At 70.3% G+C, this 17063-nt stretch carries 16 protein-coding genes; 6 read left to right on the top strand and 10 right to left on the bottom strand.

Annotated elements, in window-relative coordinates:
• Positions 1–102 precede the first annotated feature (102 nt).
• Positions 103–801: a TetR/AcrR family transcriptional regulator gene (locus tag AB0N02_RS14970; RefSeq protein ID WP_363946054.1), complete on the bottom strand. Its 699-nt coding sequence runs from the start codon at positions 799–801 to the stop codon at positions 103–105.
• A 116-nt stretch (positions 802–917) separates the two neighbouring features.
• Between AB0N02_RS14970 and AB0N02_RS14965 the strand changes: the two genes are divergently transcribed.
• The 4 genes from AB0N02_RS14965 to AB0N02_RS14950 all read left to right on the top strand — a co-directional run bounded on the left by AB0N02_RS14965 (position 918) and on the right by AB0N02_RS14950 (position 3990).
• Positions 918–1262, top strand: coding sequence for a YrdB family protein (locus AB0N02_RS14965; protein ID WP_363946052.1), 345 nt, complete (start codon positions 918–920; stop codon positions 1260–1262).
• A 33-nt stretch (positions 1263–1295) separates the two neighbouring features.
• Entirely contained in the window at positions 1296–2240 is a 945-nt protein-coding gene (locus AB0N02_RS14960) for an NAD-dependent epimerase/dehydratase family protein (RefSeq protein WP_363946051.1), read from the top strand.
• Between the two features lie 52 nt (positions 2241–2292).
• On the top strand, positions 2293–3183 hold the full coding sequence (locus AB0N02_RS14955) for a Gfo/Idh/MocA family oxidoreductase (RefSeq protein ID WP_363946050.1): 891 nt from the start codon (positions 2293–2295) through the stop codon (positions 3181–3183).
• Positions 3184–3372: 189 nt separating this feature from the next.
• Positions 3373–3990, top strand: a complete 618-nt coding sequence (locus AB0N02_RS14950; protein ID WP_363946049.1) for a hypothetical protein — start codon at positions 3373–3375, stop codon at positions 3988–3990.
• A gap of 117 nt (positions 3991–4107) precedes the next feature.
• On the opposite strand, the gene AB0N02_RS14945 is transcribed toward AB0N02_RS14950, so the two are convergent.
• The 3 genes from AB0N02_RS14945 to AB0N02_RS14935 form a co-directional block, all read right to left on the bottom strand.
• Complete coding sequence (locus tag AB0N02_RS14945; RefSeq protein ID WP_363946048.1) at positions 4108–5118, bottom strand: acetamidase/formamidase family protein; 1011 nt, start codon at positions 5116–5118, stop codon at positions 4108–4110.
• A 158-nt stretch (positions 5119–5276) separates the two neighbouring features.
• Positions 5277–6674, bottom strand: a complete 1398-nt coding sequence (locus AB0N02_RS14940; protein ID WP_363946047.1) for an APC family permease — start codon at positions 6672–6674, stop codon at positions 5277–5279.
• 81 nt (positions 6675–6755) lie between these two features.
• Complete coding sequence (locus AB0N02_RS14935; RefSeq protein WP_363946046.1) at positions 6756–7844, bottom strand: substrate-binding domain-containing protein; 1089 nt, start codon at positions 7842–7844, stop codon at positions 6756–6758.
• Positions 7845–7918: 74 nt separating this feature from the next.
• Between AB0N02_RS14935 and AB0N02_RS14930 the strand changes: the two genes are divergently transcribed.
• Complete coding sequence (locus AB0N02_RS14930) at positions 7919–8419, top strand: MarR family transcriptional regulator (RefSeq protein WP_363946045.1); 501 nt, start codon at positions 7919–7921, stop codon at positions 8417–8419.
• A gap of 93 nt (positions 8420–8512) precedes the next feature.
• Here AB0N02_RS14930 and AB0N02_RS14925 read toward each other — a convergent pair whose 3' ends face one another.
• Positions 8513–9853, bottom strand: a complete 1341-nt coding sequence (locus tag AB0N02_RS14925) for a Glu/Leu/Phe/Val dehydrogenase (RefSeq protein ID WP_363946044.1) — start codon at positions 9851–9853, stop codon at positions 8513–8515.
• 255 nt (positions 9854–10108) lie between these two features.
• Between AB0N02_RS14925 and AB0N02_RS14920 the strand changes: the two genes are divergently transcribed.
• The gene (locus AB0N02_RS14920; protein WP_363946043.1) at positions 10109–11713 is read left to right on the top strand and encodes an alkaline phosphatase D family protein; all 1605 of its coding nucleotides are present in this window, start codon (positions 10109–10111) and stop codon (positions 11711–11713) included.
• Between the two features lie 86 nt (positions 11714–11799).
• On the opposite strand, the gene rocD is transcribed toward AB0N02_RS14920, so the two are convergent.
• The 5 genes from rocD to AB0N02_RS14895 all read right to left on the bottom strand — a co-directional run bounded on the left by rocD (position 11800) and on the right by AB0N02_RS14895 (position 16922).
• Positions 11800–13011, bottom strand: coding sequence for an ornithine--oxo-acid transaminase (gene rocD / locus AB0N02_RS14915; RefSeq protein ID WP_363946042.1), 1212 nt, complete (start codon positions 13009–13011; stop codon positions 11800–11802).
• 42 nt (positions 13012–13053) lie between these two features.
• A complete protein-coding gene (gene ddaH / locus AB0N02_RS14910) occupies positions 13054–13848 on the bottom strand; it encodes a dimethylargininase (RefSeq protein ID WP_363946041.1) in 795 nt (264 codons plus the stop codon).
• A 107-nt stretch (positions 13849–13955) separates the two neighbouring features.
• A complete protein-coding gene (locus AB0N02_RS14905; RefSeq protein WP_363946377.1) occupies positions 13956–14429 on the bottom strand; it encodes an Lrp/AsnC family transcriptional regulator in 474 nt (157 codons plus the stop codon).
• 211 nt (positions 14430–14640) lie between these two features.
• Positions 14641–15348: a DUF5941 domain-containing protein gene (locus AB0N02_RS14900; protein ID WP_363946040.1), complete on the bottom strand. Its 708-nt coding sequence runs from the start codon at positions 15346–15348 to the stop codon at positions 14641–14643.
• Positions 15345–16922: a CDP-alcohol phosphatidyltransferase family protein gene (locus AB0N02_RS14895; protein WP_363946038.1), complete on the bottom strand. Its 1578-nt coding sequence runs from the start codon at positions 16920–16922 to the stop codon at positions 15345–15347. Before AB0N02_RS14895 ends, AB0N02_RS14900 begins: the two co-directional genes overlap by 4 nt.
• Positions 16923–17063 lie beyond the last annotated feature (141 nt).

Genomic DNA, 17063 nt, shown 5'->3' with positions numbered 1-17063 from the left:
CCCCCGCGGACCTGGCGGACCTCGCGCCCCGGCTCAGCCGCTCCGGATCCGATCGCGCCGGAAACGCGCCGGCGCGCAGCGACGCGACCCGCGCGCCCGATGTCAGGCGGGCAGTCCGAGGAGGCGGCCCTGGCAGCGCATGGAGTGGTCGAAGGCCGTCGTGGGGTCGAGGAGCACGTTGTTGAACTGGCCGAACAGTTCGAAGCTGACCCAGCCGAACAGCCCGGTCCACGCGATCAGGGCGCGGGTGATCACGTCGTCGGAGACGTCGGGGATGACCTCGCGCACCCGGGCCGCGTCGTCGCTGAAGGAGGGCGGCGGGGGCGGGCAGACGTCCGGGGGGTTCAGGGCTCCCGCGCGGTGGGCGTCGGAGATGATCCGCCCGTAGACGGCGGTGTCGCGCACCGCGGCGGCGACGGTGTCCATCGGCGCCTGGTAACCGGGCACCGGCGAGCCGTACAGCAGGGCGTACTCGTGCGGATGGGCCAGCGCCCAGTCCCGTACGGCATGGCACACCGCCAGCCACCGGCCGGTGTGGTCCTCCCGGGGACAGGCCGCGTCCGCGTTCTCCACGGCCTCGCCGACGGCGTTGTAGCCGTCGATGATCAGGGCCGTGAGCAGGTCGTCCCGGGAGGGGAAGTAGCGGTAGATCGCCGAGGAGACCATGCCCATCTCGCGGGCGACGGCGCGCAGGGACAGGCCCGCGGCTCCCTCGGTGGCGAGCTGGTTGCGGGCGATGTCGGTTATCTCGCGGGTCAGCTCGGCGCGAACCCGTTCCCGTGCTGTGCGGCTTGAGCTCATGTCCACGACCTTATCAGAGCACTGAGAATAAAAAAGAGCAGTGCTCTTGACGGTCGGCGTTCCCTTGAGAGAGCATTGCTCTCAGAACGGAACGGCAATCCCAAAGGAGTCCCCCGATGCTGTCCCTGGCCAAGAACGCCAACCTCCTCGTCATGTTCCTGCTGGAGCTCGGCGTTCTCGGCGCGACCGGCTACTGGGGGTTCACCGCCGGGCAGGGCCGGCCGGTGAAGCTGCTCCTCGGGCTCGGCGCGCCCGCCCTGTTCATCGTGGTCTGGGCGCTCTTCGGGGCGGCGAACGGCGCCACGATCCCGCTCACCGGGCTCGCCAGGGTCGCCCTGGAGGTCCTGTGGTTCGGCGGCGGCGCCGCGGCACTGGTCATGGCGGGCCGCCCGACCTCGGGCATCGTCTTCGCCGCCGTATACGTCGTCAACGCCGCGCTGCGGCTGCTGTGGAACCAGTGAGATCTCGTGAAACCGACGAAGGGAAAGACGGTCATGGGTAAGCACGTCATCGCGGGGGCCGGCCAGGTCGGCTCCCGGGTCGCCCGGCTGCTGGCGGAGCAGGGGCACGAGGTCGTCCTCCTCAGCCGGTCGGGATCGGGCCCCGACGCCCCGGGAATCCGCAGGGTCGTCGCGGACGTGGCCGACCAGGCGCGGCTCACCGAGCTGACCAGGGGGGCCGACGCCCTCTACAACTGCGTCAACCCGCCCTACCCCCGCTGGGCGCAGGACTGGCCGCCGATGGCGCGGTCGCTGCTGGCCGCCGCCGAGACCACCGGCGCGGGATACGTCATCCTCGGAAACCTCTACGTCTACGCCGCCCCCGACCGCCCGATGCGGGAGGACGACCCGCTCACGCCGCCCAGCGCCAAGGGGGCGATCCGGGTCCGCATGTGGCGGGAGGCGCTCGCCGCGCACGACGCGGGCCGGGTCCGGGTGACCGAGGTGCGCGGATCCGACTACTTCGGCCCCGGCTGCCTGGACCAGTCGCACCTGGGGGAGAGGCTCGTCCCCCCGCTGCTCGCCGGCAGGACGGTGCGCTACATCGGGGACCCCACGCTGCCGCACAGCTGGACCTACGTGCCGGACGTGGCCAGGGCCCTGGTGACGGCCGCCACCGACGACCGGTCCTGGGGGCGCGCCTGGCACGTCCCGACGACCGAGCCGGTGACGGTCCGCGAGATCGCCGACCGGCTGTGCTCACTGGCCGGTGTCCCGAACCCGGGCGTCAAGGCCATGCCCCACTGGCTGATCCGTGCGGCGGGCGTCTTCTCCCCGATGCTCGGTGAGCTGGAGGAACTGCGCTACCAGTTCGTCCGGCCCTTCCTGCTGGACTCCACCGACTTCCAGAAGGTCTTCGGCGTGACGCCGACCCCGCTGGAGGACGCGCTGACCGAGACGATCGCCTGGTGGCGCGGCCGCCTGGCCGCCGCGGCGTGAGCCGTACGGCACCGCCCGTCCGGCCGTACGGGGGCGGCCCTACGCTCGGGGCATGAAAATCGCCGTGATCGGCCTGGGGGACATCGCACGGAAGGCGTACCTGCCCGTGCTCGCCGCGACCCCGGGCCTCGACCTCCACCTGTGCACCCGCGACCGCGCCACCCTCGACCTCCTCGGTGACACCTACCGGATCGGGCGCCGGTTCACCCTGGTGGACGAGGTGATCGCCGCGGGGGTGGAGGCGGCCTTCGTGCACGTGGCCACCGACGCCCACGCGCGGGTCGCCGGGGCGCTGCTCCGGGCGGGTGTCCACGTCTATCTCGACAAGCCGATCGCCTACACGCTGGCCGAGTCGCGGGAACTGGCGCGGACGGCCCGCGAGCGGGACCTGTCGCTGCTCGTCGGCTTCAACCGGCGCAGGGCGCCGTCCTACGCCGCCCTGCTCGACCTGCCCCGCCACCTGGTCGTGATGGAGAAGAACCGGGAGAACCTCCCCGGGGACCCGCGTACCGTGATCTTCGACGACTTCGTCCACGTCGTGGACACCCTCAGGTTCCTGGTGCCGGGGCGGGTCGAGCACACCGGTGTCCGGACCAGGGTCAGGGACGGGCTGCTGGAGCACGTGACGCTGGAGCTGTCGGGGGACGGCTTCACCGCCCTCGGCATCATGAACAGGGTGAGCGGCGCGGCGGAGGAGACCGTGGAGGTCATGGGCGGGGGAGTCAAGCGGCGGGTGGTCAACCTCGCCGACGTGGTCGACTACTCCGGCGCGGAGACGCTGACCCGCCGGGGCGACTGGACCCCGGTCTCCCGCCAGCGCGGCATCGAGCGGATCTGCGCGGAGTTCCTGGAGGCGGTCCGCTCCGGCACCAGGATCGACGCCGACGATGCCCTGGTGACCCATGCCCTCTGCGAGGACATCGTCGCCGCGTGCGTGCGATGAGGGCCCCATCGCGATATATGCCATGACATGGGCTGAGAGGCGTGTCGGTTACGGTCTCACGGCCGGGGATGCGAGACGATGCCAACGGCGGCGAGAGGCCGTCTCACATGGCCCGTGACGGTGGCCCGGTGTCCGAACCCCTCGACGGAGGCGGGCTGTGACGTCACGGATCTCCAATGAGGGGGAGAAGTGGCTGAGCGCAGTGCTCGATCCGGTGCGGCCCTGGCCGCGGGGCTCCTGGCGGTGACGCTGCTCGGCGCCTGCGGCAACGAGACGCCCGCGGCGCTGACACCGTCGGCGGGCAATGCCCCGGCGGCCGTCGCCCCGGCGGCGACCGCTCCCGCGGCCGAGGTCCCGCAGGCGACCGCCAGTCCCGGCGAGACCCCGGCGCCCTGTCCGACCGAGGGTAACGCCAAGCGGTTCGCGAAGACCCGGTTCGCGTTGCACGCCGGGCTCGCGCTGGGCGCCTTCCACCGCTACATCTACAAGCCGCTGCGGGCGGGCGGGTTCAAGGAGGGGGCCGAAAAGCGCAAGCGCACCTTCGCGAAGGCCGCGGTGGCGGGGCTGTTCGCCGTGCACGAGCTGAGGAGGGCCAAGAGCTTCGCGATGGGCAACCCGACGCTGTGCCGCGGGGTCGAGACGGTGAGCAACAGCTTCTCCGAGCTCGTCGACAAGCTGAAGGGCGGCACCGCGACCGAGCAGGACCTCGACGCCAGCCGGAACTCCTTCGGCAACCTCCAGAAGGATGCCACGAGCAACGGCGCCCCGATCCAGGAGCGCAACGTCACCGTCCCGGGCGCGGGCTGAGCCCGTCCCGCCGCCCGCCGGACGCCCGGCGGCCCTCCCCCGGAACGGGAAAGTCCCGCGCCGCGTACCCCGGCGGTACGCGACGCGGGACGCCTTCCTCGCGCAGGCCCCCGCCGGTCAGCGCTGTGCGAGGTACTGCCGGCCCAGTGCGCGCAGGCGCTCGTGGGCCGACTCGTAGACGCCGGTCCCGCCCAGGTAGGACTTGGGAAGCTTGGCGACCATGGTGTAGTTGCTGTCGCAGACGTTGCCGACCGGCGCCTCGCCGATCTGGCTGACCAGCTGGTAGGCGTCCAGGGTCTCCAGACCGGTGATCTCCGAGGTCCAGGTGATCAGGTCGTGCTGGCTGATCCGGTAGGCGTCCTCGAGCGGGCGGGCCGAGCCGGTCGACATCAGGCTGGCGTCGTCCTCCAGGCGCGGCCACGGGGTGGTGACGCCCTTGATCAGCTCGACCGCGACCACCGTGTTCATCGCCGACTCGATGGCCGTGCCGCACACTTCGCCGTGTCCCTGGCGCGCGTGCCCGTCACCGACCGCGAACAGCCCGCCCTCGACGTTGACCCCGAGGTAGACGGTCACTCCGGCGCGCAGCTCCGGGGTGTCCATGTTGCCGCCGTGGGCGTCCGGGGTGATCGTCATCCGGGCCTCGGAGGCGCCGGGGGCGACGCCGACCGTGCCGTGCATCGGGTCCAGCGGGAGCTCGACCGTGAAGTCGCTGTTACGGGCGTGGTAGCGGGCCACGCCCGCCGCCACGTCGATGTCGTAACGCCAGACGACCTCGTCGAGCGGCGGGGTGAGCATGGCGGTGGTGTGCGTGCCGGTCAGCGCCCCGAAGTGCGGGAACGTGGCCGACATCGCCCAGTCCCTGGCGGGCTCGATGGAGACGAAGTGCAGCGCCAGCGTGTCGCCCGGCTCGGCCCCCTCGACGTGGAAGGGACCGGTCACGGGGTTCAGGTAGGGGAAGTCGCAGACCTGTGAGGGCAGGTCGTCGACCGTGCGGACCCGGCCGCCGAAGCAGTCCTCGGTGTACATCTCCACGATCGTGCCGGGCTTGATCGCGGCGACGGCGGGCCTGCCGCCGAAGGTGTAGCTGAGTTCCTCGGGGGAAGGCCTGTAGGAGAAGACGTTCACCGCACACCCGTCCCGCTGAGGTTCGTTACCGAGTTGAGGAGGGTCGAGGTGAATCCCTCTTCCACCTCAAGGAAGATTTCGAACATGTGTTCTGTCCTTGTGTCATCGAATGGGTGTCGCGGGGGGTGTGCGGCGCGTCTTTCGTGGGGCGGTCGCTGCTACTTGAGGGGAACGTCGGTGTTCTCGCCCAGGGCGGCGAGCAGCGGGCGACGGCCGTAGGCGAAGAAGGTGGCCAGCACCAGCAGGCCGATGGCGAGCCAGATGATGCCCACGATCTGGGCGGCGATCTGGGCGTTGATCACCACGTACACCAGGATGCCGAAGCCGATCAGCGGCGCGATCAGGTGCCGCCACCAGTCGCGGCTGCCACTGCGGAAGATGTAGTGGACGACGACCGACAGGTGCAGCGCCAGGAAGGCGGTCATGGCGCCGAAGTTGACCAGGCTGCTGATCAGGGCGATGCCGTCCTCGCGGTTGGCCAGGAAGACCCCGACGGCCAGGGAGATCAGGGCCACGAGGATGGTGGCGTTGACCGGCACCTTGTGCTTCGGGTGGATCTTGGCGAGGAAGGCGGGCAGCTGGCGGTCACGGGCCATGGCGTACAGCAGACGCGAGGTGGCGGCCTGGGCGACCAGGGAGTTGGCGAAGCCCCAGGCGATGGCCGTGGAGATGGCGGTCAGGACGCTGAGCCAGTGGCCACCGGCGAACTCGGCCATGTCGTAGAACGCGGTGCCCGCGGGGTCGCCGGCGCTGATCAGCTGGCTGCGGTTGGGGGTGAGCAGCGCGCCGATCCAGGTCTGCACGATGAACAGCGCACCGGCCAGGCCCAGCGCCGCGATCATCGACCGGCCGATCTTGCGGCTGTCGACCTTGCTCTCCTCGGCCAGCATGGAGATGCCGTCGAAGCCGAGGAAGGACAGCACCGCGACGGAGACCGCGCCGAAGGCCAGCGGCCAGGAGAAGGTGTCGGGGTTGAACAGCGGGGTCAGCGCGCCCGCCTGAGCCTTGCCCTGGGCCAGCGCGATCAGGCCGATGACGATGAAGATCGCCAGCACGATCAGCTCACCGATGAGCATGATCCGGGTGACGCGGGCGGTCATCTGGATGCCCGTGTAGTTGACGGTCGTGTTGAGGACCACGAACACGATCAGCCATCCCCAGATCGGGATGGCGGGGATGAACGAGGCCATCGCCGCGCTCGCGATGAGGTAGAGCAACGCGGGTACCAACACGTAGTCGAGGAGCATCGCCCAGCCGGCCAGGAAGCCGACCGGTCCGACGATGCCGCGGCCCGCATAAGTGTAGACCGAACCGGCCATCGGGAAGGCCTTGGCCATTTGCGCATAGGACAACGCGGTGAAGGCCATTGCGACCATACCGATGATGTAGGCGAGCGCAACCATGCCACCGGACGCCTGGAAGACGCCACCGAAGATACCGAACGGCGCGATCGGGACCATGAAGATCAGGCCGTAGATGAGCAGGTCGTTGAAGCTCAGGGTCCTTCGGAGCTCTTGCTGATACCCGAACTTTTCCAGGGAGGGGTCAGTAGTCATGGAACGACTCCTAGAAGAGTGCTGTGCAGGCGTCACTGTAGGGGGAATCCTTGAAAAGGAAAAGTTTTCAGATGAAAATTGTTAACGGACGATGTCGAAGTCGAGTCCGTCGGCGCGCCCGATATGGGCCTGTCTACGTACTCCACGGTCCTGGAGCGTAAGCCATCCGCGTGCGGTGACGATCGAGGTCCCCTCCGCTATCGCGTCGAGGGCGGGGACGTAGAGTGTTCCCGCCCGTCTGGCGAGTGCGGCGAGCATCAATATCGCCTCGTAGCATCCTTGGCCGTGTCCGTTGAGAAGTGGAGCGTTCACGCCGAAGCGGCGCACATAGCGTTCTCCGAGGCTCAGACTGTCGTCTGTGACGAGACTGGAGAAGTAACCCATCGCGCCGTAGAGCTCGCCGGTGTCGTCGCCGCCGATACCGAGCAGGCCGTGCTCCTCCAGTGCTCCGCACAGCCGGGGATAGCCCAGTCCGGCCTCGCCGAAGGCCCGGTTGAAGGCGACGAGGTCGCTGCCGATCAGGCTGAGCAGTACGGCGTCCGGCCTGCTGACGACCATCTTCTCCAGGACGGAGGTCAGATCGTGCTTGCCGTAGGGGACGTACCGCTCACCGACCACGGTCGCGCCCCGGGCGGCCAGGTGACGCCGGGCCGCCCCGTGCACCAGACGGGGCCAGATGTAGTCGTTGCCCAGCAGGAACCATCTTCGCGCGCGGCGCTGGTCGATCAGCCAGTCAAGCCCCGGTCTGAGCTGGTGCTCGGGGGTCTCGCCGAGGAAATAGACGCCCGGGGAATGGCCGCCGCCCTCGTACGGCGGTGCGTAGACGAAAGGCACGCGCCCGGCCAACGTCCGCACCACCGCGATCCTGACATCGCTGCCGCAGGTTCCCACCACCGCGTCGATCACCTTGTTACGCGCCAGTTCCCCGACCTCCGCCGCCACCTGTTCCGCGGGGCGTCCGCCGTCGACCAGGACAAGCTCGATGGGCCTGCCTAGCATGCCGCCCGCGAGGTTCACCTCGTCGGCGGCCAGGACAGCGCAGTTGATGGCGCACGGCCCGACGAGCCCGAGGACCCCGGAGACGGGGACGACGAGTCCGACGCGCAGCGCGACACCCTGGAGCAACTGCGCTTCCAGGGGCTCGATGACCGATGTGATGGCTTGTGCCACATTGCAGAGTATCCTCCTAAAAGGACGGGTGTGGCAGATCCGTTACGTAGCCGGAACATGGACGGGGGCTTCGCATGGCGACGAATGGGCTGGGTTCTTCGCTCGCCTACCTGCTCAGCCGCGCTGAGCGCAGTGTCAACCGGGGGCTCGCCGCCGCGCTCACCGCGGAGGACGTCACCGTCGAGCAGTGGCGTATTCTGCGCGCGCTCGCCGACGGCTGCGGGCACTCGATGGGAGACCTCGCCGAAGCCGTCCTGATGCCGCACCCGACGCTCACCAAGGCGATCGACCGGCTCATCGACCGCGCCCTGGTCTATCGGGGGCACGACCCCGCCGACCGCCGCAGGGTCGCCGTCTTCCTCGCCGACCGGGGAGCCGAGCTGCTCGACCGGGTCGAGGGCTCGGTGGCCGGGCACCACCGGACGATCGAGGCCGCCTACGGCACGGAGCGCACGGAGCAGCTCATGGAGGACCTGGAGCGCCTGGTCAGGGCCCTGGACACGTCGCCGTCCGGCAGGACCGCCGACAGGGGCGCCGAGCGTGACACGGGTCGCGCCACCGCGCTCCGTTCCTGACGCCCCCGCGTCCCCGCACCTCTTTCCACCGTCCGTTCCGCGTTCGCGTACGCCGCTGCGGTGAGGGGGCGCCTCGGCGCCCCCCGGGACGTCTCAGAGACGCAGCTCCCTGGCCCGGTGGGCCTCGGCGACCCGGCCGACGCCGACGGCGTGGGCGGCCCGGCGCAGTGTGATCCCGCGTTCGGCCGACATCGCCGCGACCGTGTCGAAGCACTCCTCGACGAGGTCGCGCACCCTCGTGCCCGCCTCACCCGCGCTCCACGGGCGGGAGCGGGAGGCGTGCGCGCCGCCCGGGGAGGTGACGAGCGCCTCGCCCGCGCCCGTCAGGATGTCCGGGACCACCGGGATCCCGGCGGCGGCCAGGATCCGGTCCGCGGCGGGTGTGGTGCAGCCGTCCACCGCCTCGACGATCAGGCGCGCTCCGATCCGGGGGGCGTTGTCCGCCGTGATCGCACCCGCCCCGCCCGCCGGGACGAGCAGGTCCACCTCCAGCTCCACAAGCTCCTCGTGGGACAGGGCGTCGGCGTGGCGGTAGCCGTACACGCCCTCGCTCTCCCGCGCCCACGCCCGCAGGTCCGCGACGTCCAGGCCGGAGCGGCCGGTGACCGCGCCCGTGGCGTCGGAGACCGCGACCACGCGGCAGCCCTGGTCGGCCAGGTGCCGCGCGACCAGGGAGCCGACCTCGCCGAAGCCGTGGACCGCGACGGTGCGCTCCCGCGAGGAGCCCGGCAGCGTCCGCAGCGCCCTGAGCGCGGCGGCGCACACGCCGAGGGCGGTGGCCGAGGCGCGGTCGGGGGAGTCGTGGGACGTCAGGTCGCCGCCGGTCGCCGTGCCGGTCGCTGTGCCGGTCACCGTGCTGGTCGCTGCGCCGGTCACTGTGCCGGTCACGGGGTAGCCGGCCTGCGCCGAGTAGCTGTCCATGATCCAGGCCGTGGTCCGTTCGTCGGTGCCCGCGTCGGGAGCGGGAATGTCCCGGTCCGGGCCGATGATCGGCATGATCTCGTTGACGTAGCGGCGGGTCACCCGTTCGAGCTCCCGGGCGTTCAGCGAGGCGGGATCCACCTGGACGCCTCCCTTGGCGCCGCCGTACGGGACGCCGGCCAGCGCGCACTTCCAGGTGGTCCACATGGCCAGCGCGGTGATCTCGTGGACGTCGGTCGAGGAGGCGAAGCGTATGCCGCCCCTGGCCGGGCCGAGAGTGGTGTTGTGCTGGACGCGGAAGCCCTGCACGACGTGCATTCGGCCGTCCCGGAGGCGGACCGGCACCGAGACGGTGAGCGAGCGCCGGGGGGTGGCGAGCATGGCGCGCAGGCCGTCGTCCAGGCCGAGTGTCTCGGCCGCCTCGTTCAGCTGGAGCAGCGCGGTGTCGAGGGCCAGGCGGCCCGGATCGGTGAGGATGGTTGCCGGCGTCGTCGGCGGCACCGTGACGGTCATGAGGGAGGACCTCCATGCGGTGGGCGGAGCGCCGTTGCTCCACCCGTGGCGGTTTGTCATGATCAGACTAGTTATGGGCTTTTTGCCATGCCAAGTGGAATCCATTGCGGTCTGCTGGCCGTTTTTTGTGCGTTTCCCCAGTTTGGCGTGATCCATTGTTAGCCATCTGGACGGCCGGGAACTGGGGAAGGAACACACCGACATGGCGGGCTTCCGGCCGGACGTCCGCCGTTCTGTAGTGGCTTAGGGGAGAACGTGCCGGAACTTGTGGTTGGGCCGCTGCTGCGCTACGTGGACGAGACGAGCGCCTCGATCTGGGTGGAGACCAGCGAGCCGTGCGAGGTGATCGTCGAGGTCGGCGGGACGCGGTCGCGGGCGCTGACGTTCTCCGTGCACGGTCACCATTACGCGATCGTGGACGTCGACGGTGGCGGGGCGTACGAGGTCCGCCTCGACGGCCGGGCCGTCTGGCCGCTGCCGGACGCACCGCCCAGCCGCATTCGGCTCCTGGGGTCCGGCGGGCCGAGGAAGGTGATGTTCGGCTCCTGCCGGACCAGCGTGCCGCACGACGTCCCGCACACCGTCTCCCACGGGGTCGACGTCCTGCGTGCCTACGGCTGCGGCCTGATGGAGCGGCCGGAGCGGGAGTGGCCCGACATGCTCCTGCTGCTCGGCGACCAGGTCTACGCCGACGAGCCGTCGGCCCAGATGCTGGAGTTCATCGCCGGGCGCAGGGACACCGAGCCGAAGACCGAGATCGCCGACTTCGAGGAGTACGCCGAGCTGTACCGGGTCGCCTGGACCGATCCGGAGATCCGCTGGCTGCTGTCGACGGTGCCCACTTCGATGATCTTCGACGACCACGACCTGCGGGACGACTTCAACACCTCCGCCTCCTGGCGCGAGAAGATGGCCGCGGTCCCGTGGTGGTCGCGCCGGGTGGTCTCCGGGCTCGGCGCCTACTGGATCTACCAGCACCTGGGCAACATGTCGCCCGCGGAACGTGCCCGCGACGAGCTGCTCGGCAAGCTGTGCGCGGCGGAGGGCGACGGGGCCGAGATCCTCGACGCGTTCGCCGGGCACGCCTACGACGTCCCCGTGGACAGCCGGTGGAGCTACTGCCGGGACTTCGGCGGCACCCGCCTGATCATGCTCGACTCACGCTGCGCCAGGCAGCTCACCCCCGGCGACCGGCGCATGATCGACCCGGTGGAGTGGGAGTGGCTCGTCGAGCAGCTCGAAAGGGACGGCGCGGAACGCTTCGTGATCGGCACCTCGGTGCCGTTCCTGCTGCCGGCGGGCATCCACCACATCCAGAACTGGAACGAGGCCCTGGCCCAGGGGGCCTGGGGCGCGAGGGTCGCCCGCTGGTCCGAGGCGCTGCGCCAGGCCGTGGACCTGGAGCACTGGGCCGCCTTCCGCCGTTCCTTCGAGGACCTGTCCAGGCTGCTGGCGAAGGTGGGCAAGCCCGTGCTCGTGCTCTCCGGCGACGTGCACTTCTCCTACGTGGCCAAGGCCGAGGGGCTGCCGATCCACCAGCTCGTCTGCTCGCCGATCCGCAACCCGCTGAGCCGTACGCTCCGGCTGGCCAACATCGTCGCGCAGTTCGGCCTCGCCACCCTGATCGGCGGCTGGCTGTCGCGCCTGGCCCGCATTCCCAGGCCGCCGTTCGCGTGGCGCATCGCGAACGGTCCGTGGTTCTCCAACGCGGTGGCCACCCTGTCGCTGGACACCACCCCGCCGTCCGTCCGCTGGGACACCGCCACCGTCGGCGCCGCGATCTCGGAGGTCGCCACGGTCGAGCTCACGCCCGATCCGGCCGCCCCGCGGCGCCCGGGGCGCACCGGCGCCGCGCGGTGACGGTGGCCGCCGCGCGGTGGTGACGATGATCGTGCGCGGCCCCGGTACGGCTCAGGCCCGGGCCGCGGGCCGTACCGGGGCGGCGCTCAGCCCGCGTACTCCCTGAGGGCGTCGGCCAGCTGGTCGACGGCCCACAGGAGATCCTCCTCGGAGACGACGATGGGCGGGGCCAGGCGGATGGTCGAGCCGTGGGTGTCCTTGGCCAGGACGCCCCTGCGCATCAGCGCCTTGGAGATCTCCCGCCCGGTGGCGAGGGAGGGGTCGATGTCGACGCCCGCCCACAGGCCGCGGCCGCGCACGGTGACCACGCCCTGGCCGATCAGGCCGCGCAGCCTCTCGTGCAGGATCGCGCCGAGTTCCCTGGCCCGAGCCTGGTACTCGCCGGTGTTGAGGATCTCGATGACCGCGTTGGCGACCGCGCAGGCGAGCGGGTTGCCGCCGAAGGTCGAGCCGTGCTGGCCCGGCTTGATGACACCGAGCACGTCCTCGTTCGCGGTGACGGCCGAGACGGGCACGACGCCGCCGCCCAGGGCCTTGCCCAGCACGTAGACGTCGGGCACGACGCTCTCGTGGTCGCAGGCGAAGGTGTCGCCGGTGCGGCCGAGGCCCGACTGGATCTCGTCGGCGATCATCAGGATGTTCTCCGCGGTGCACAGCTCGCGGACCTGCCGGAGGTAACCGTCCGGCGGGACCAGCACGCCCGCCTCACCCTGGATGGGCTCCAGCAGCACCGCGACCGTGTTGGCGTCGACGGCCTCGCGGATCGCCTCGATGGAGCCGTACTTCACGATCTTGAAGCCGGGGGTGTAGGGGCCGAAGCCGTCGTGGGCGTCGGGGTCGGTGGAGAAGCTGATGATCGTGGTGGTGCGGCCGTGGAAGTTGTCCTCCATCACGATGATGTTGGCCTGCTCGGAGGCGACGCCCTTGACCTCGTAGCCCCACTTGCGAGCCACCTTGATCGCGGTCTCCACGGCCTCGGCGCCGGTGTTCATCGGCAGGACCATGTCCTTGCCGGTGAGGTCGCCCAGACCGGCGGCGAAGGTGGCGAACTGGTCGTGGAAGAAGGCGCGGCTGGTCAGGGTGAGCTTCGTCAGCTGTTCCTGCGCCGCTCCGATGATCTTCGGGTTCCCGTGGCCGAAGTTCAGCGAGGAGTAGCCGGACAGGCAGTCCAGGAAGCGCCTGCCCTCCACGTCGGTCACCCAGGCGCCCTGCGCCTCGTGGATCACGATGGGAAGGGGGTGGTAGTTGTGAGCGCTCCGACGCTCGCTGAGCTCGATGAACTCTTCTGTGCTCGTCATCAGATTTTGCCGTTCCTTGGTTCTTGACCGTTCTGCCTGCGTCTATCCCCGAATCTCCAGCGTGCAGCATTTGGGTCCGCCGCCCGCCTTGCGTAGTTCGGACAGCTCGACGGGGACGACCTCGAAGCCGCGGCGCTTGAGTTCCAGCTGGAGGCCGGTCGCCTCGGCGTTGATCACCACGTGGCTGCCGTCGCTGACCGCGTTGAGTCCCAGCACGGTCGCGTCATCCTCGTCCGCGATGACGGCGTCGGGGAACAGGTTCCTGAGCACCTCCTGGCTCCCCAGCGAGAAGGCCCCTGGGAAGTATGCCACGTTATGTCCGTTTAGTGGGAACAGAGCGGTGTCAAGGTGGTAGAACCGGGGGTCGACCAGCCGCAGCGAGATCACCGGGCGGCCGAGGAACTCCTGGGCCTCCCCGTGCGCGCCGACCTCGGTGCGGAAACCCGTCCCGGCCAGCACCAGATGGTCGAGCGTGAGGAAGTCGCCCTCGCCCTCGTTGGTGAACTCCGGCTCGCGCGTCCGGTCGTAGCCATTGGCGGTGAACCACTCCAGGTACGCGGGTCCCTCGGCGGCGCGCTCCGGGTGCGTGAAACGCGCGCCGTACACCCGGCCGCCGACGACCAGGGCCCCGTTGGCGGCGAAGACCATGTCCGGCAGGCCCTCGACCGGATCGATCAGGCTGACCCGGTGCCCGAGCGCCTCGTAGGTGCTCCTGAGCCCCTCCCACTGACGGATCGCCACCTCGCGGTCGGCGCCCGCCTCGGGATCCATCCACGGGTTGATCGCGTACTCGACGGCGAAGTGGTCGGGCCGGCACATGAGGTAATGCCTCGTCATGAAAAACCCCATAAGGACGTCGCGGTGAGGATTGCACCAGCCTAGAAATGGGGGTCACGCGGGCCAAGGGCCTGATCTTGCGCGTTGCCGCAGGTCCCTTGCGTGCTTCAGGCGACGAACGGCGATTCGTTGCGCGAGGTGATCAGCGGGGTCTCGATCAGCCGGGAGAGCACGATGGAGCTCTTGGTCCGCACCACGAACGACTCCGAGGCGATGCGCTCGATCACCTGCTCCACGTGGCGCACGTCGGTGGCCCTGATGTGCAGCAGCGCGTCGGCCTCGCCGGTGATGGTGCACGCCGAGACCACCTCGGGGTGGCGGGAGACGGCGACCCCGATCTCCGACGGAGAGGTCTTGCCCGCGCAGAACAGCTCCACATATGCCTCGGTGGTCCAGCCGAGCGCCGCGGGCTCGACCCGGGCGGTGAATCCGGTGATCGCCCCTGTCTCGCGCAACCGGTCGACCCGCCGTTTCACGGCCGATGCCGACAGGCCGACCCGCTGCCCGATCTCCGCGTAGGTGGCCCGGGCGTCCTCGACGAGCGCCCCGATGATGTCACGATCCAACCGGTCCAGTTCCACGTTGTTTTCTAGCACAGCGAAAGGGCCGCGACGGACTGTCGCGGCCCTCTCACCCGGCCGGGCAGGGCGGCCGGTCACGGACGTTCACCCAGGTGGTCCACCCCCGGGCGCTCACGGTGCCCCCGGGACCGTTCCCGGCGTTCCCCGGACGTTCCACGGGCGTTTCCCGAAGATCCTCCCCGGGCTCCCGGGGGTCTCGGACCTCCGGATCTCAGGCGGGCTCGGCCTCGCCCGTCGCCTGCTCCGCAGCCTCCTCGGGGGAGGCCTCCAGGTCGTCACCCGCCTGGGCGAGCGCGGACGCCTTGTCCAGGCGGACCCAGCTCGTCACGCTCTCGACGGCGAACATCACGCCGAGGTACAGCGTGAGCCCGGCCAGCACCCAGGTCACCGCGCCGAACGCGGCGCCCGCGCCGATGAGCAGCAGCCGTAGCTCCCAGCCCAGGCCCGCCTTGAACACCCAGTCGGGCGGCCAGATGCTCTGCCGGGTCCGGTACACCGTGTCGTAGGTGTGGTAACCGATCACGTAGAGCAGCACGAACAGCAGCCACTTGGGAGCCTCGGCGGCCAGGCCGATGAGGATGATCGTGAGGAACTCGGTCCCCCGGATCAGCGGCGGCACCAGCCAGTCGAGCTTGCCCAGGTGGTCGCGGGACGCGGTCGGCAGCACCAGGACCACCATGACCAGCGCCGGGGCGAGCAGGATCGGGCCGTTGTCCAGCAGCCCCGCCGCGGCCATCGCGACGATCGCGACCAGCGCGACCAGCGCGGCGGGCACCGGGGGCAGCCCCGGGCCGACCTTGCCGCGGAGCGCGGTGACCAGCGGGCCGTCGTCGCGGTAGGCGAGCAGCCGGGCGGTCTGCACGCGCAGCCGTTCGAGGTAGGGGTCCGGAGCGGGGGTGGTCTGCGGCTGGGTGATCATGCGAGCGACCTCATCAGACGTCCGGTGAGCGAGTAGGTTGCGCCGACGCCACCCCAGACGATCAGGGTGAGGAAGGTGATCCTGGCGTCGAAGAGGGCGCTGACCACGGCGATGGCGGCGAAGCGCTCGCCGATCGGGAACACGACCATCTTGCGGGCCCAGTACACGGCCTTGTACTTGCCGGCCTTGGTCCACATCTTCAGCAGGCCGCGGATGCCGCCGCTCCGGGCCATCTTGCGCTGCTCCAGCGCCGAGCGGAGGTCGGTGTCGGGGCTGATCGACAGCGCCATCGAGGGCAGCGGCGACGGGGGCTTGCGCCGGTTGGCCGCGCCGAAGGAGAAGTCCAGCAGGTGCCTGATGGACTGTATGCCGAGCGCGATCAGCGCCAGCGTCCACACGTCGCCCACGCCGGAGACGGCCGCGCCGACCGCCAGGCCGGCGAAGACCACATATTCCTTGAAGCGGTCGAAGGTGGCGTCCAGCCAGGCCCCGAGCACGCCGAACTTGCGGGCGTACCGCGCGACCTGGCCGTCCACGCAGTCGAACACGAACGCGAAGTAGATCAGGATGCCGCCCGCGACCATCCCCGCCCGCGCGCCGGTGGCGAAGCAGGCCGCGGACGCCACGCCCAGCGCGATCGAGATCAGCGTGACCTGGTTCGGCGTGAGCCCGCGCCGGGCCGCCCAGCGGGCGATGAAGCGCGAGTAGGTGCTGACGAAGAAGGTGGTGAAGAAGCCGTCGGCGCCCTTCACCGCGTTGTTCAGCCGGGCCCTGTCCTCGTTGAACCCCGACATCTCGGCCAGCGCCTGGGCGGCCTCCTCGGGGGTGGTGAGCCGGCGGAAGAACAGGTCGCGCCTGCCCCGGATGCCGACCGAGACGCCTCGCCGTACCAGGCCCAGGACCAGCAGCTGAACCAGGTCGTCCTCGGGGCCGAACAGGTGGGCCATGTCGGCGAGCTCGCGGGCCGCCTCCGCCAGCGTCGGCGCGTGCTTGTGGTGCAGGTGCAGCGGGCCGAGCAGGACGGAGTTGGGCCGGGTGACCGCGTGGAAGGCCGAGCCGACCGAGATGACCCGCGACTTGCTCGCGCGCACCCTGACCGGCAGCCCCTCCAGGGTCCGGTCGCCGATCTCCGGCAGAGCCTCGTCGATCGGGACGTCGGGGACGATGGTGTCGCCGTTCTCGTCCTCCTCGCGGGGCTCCTTGGTGATCAGCGCGAGCGCTCCGCGCTTCGACTTGGTGATCTGGTAGATCAGCTCGTCGTGGATCAGCGAGTTGGCCGGGAGGATGAGCAGGTTCTCCGTGGCCTGCTCGGCCGCGTCCGCCACGGCGCGCAGGTCGCCGGCCAGGTCGTAGGTCTCGACGAGCCTGCCGGGAAAGCCCCGGTAGGCCGCGGCGTCGCCCGAGCGGGCGATCGTCACCGGAGCGGAGTCGAGGGAGGCGATCTGGCCGTGCAGCTTGCCGATCACCGTGGGGCAGCCGGGCAGCGCGGGCAGAGTCAGCGCGGCGGGCGGCGTCGACTGTCCGGGAGCGGCATCGGGGCCGGGTGATGAACCCAGCAGGACCACGCGGGGCATGGCACCCTTTCGTACAGGGGTGGGGTGAAACATGGCGCGGGGAGGTCGCCAGGGGGCAAAGTTTAGTGAGTTTTAGGTGAACAACATGCACCCGTGATCCTTCCGTGCCCGTTGATCGTGATTGAACCGTGCCAGACGGGG

It is taken from the genome of Streptosporangium sp. NPDC051022 (assembly GCF_040683035.1).
Lineage (GTDB): Bacteria > Actinomycetota > Actinomycetes > Streptosporangiales > Streptosporangiaceae > Streptosporangium.
The sequence above is the reverse complement of the archived record's forward strand: the minus strand, read 5'-3'. Positions and strand labels throughout refer to the sequence as shown.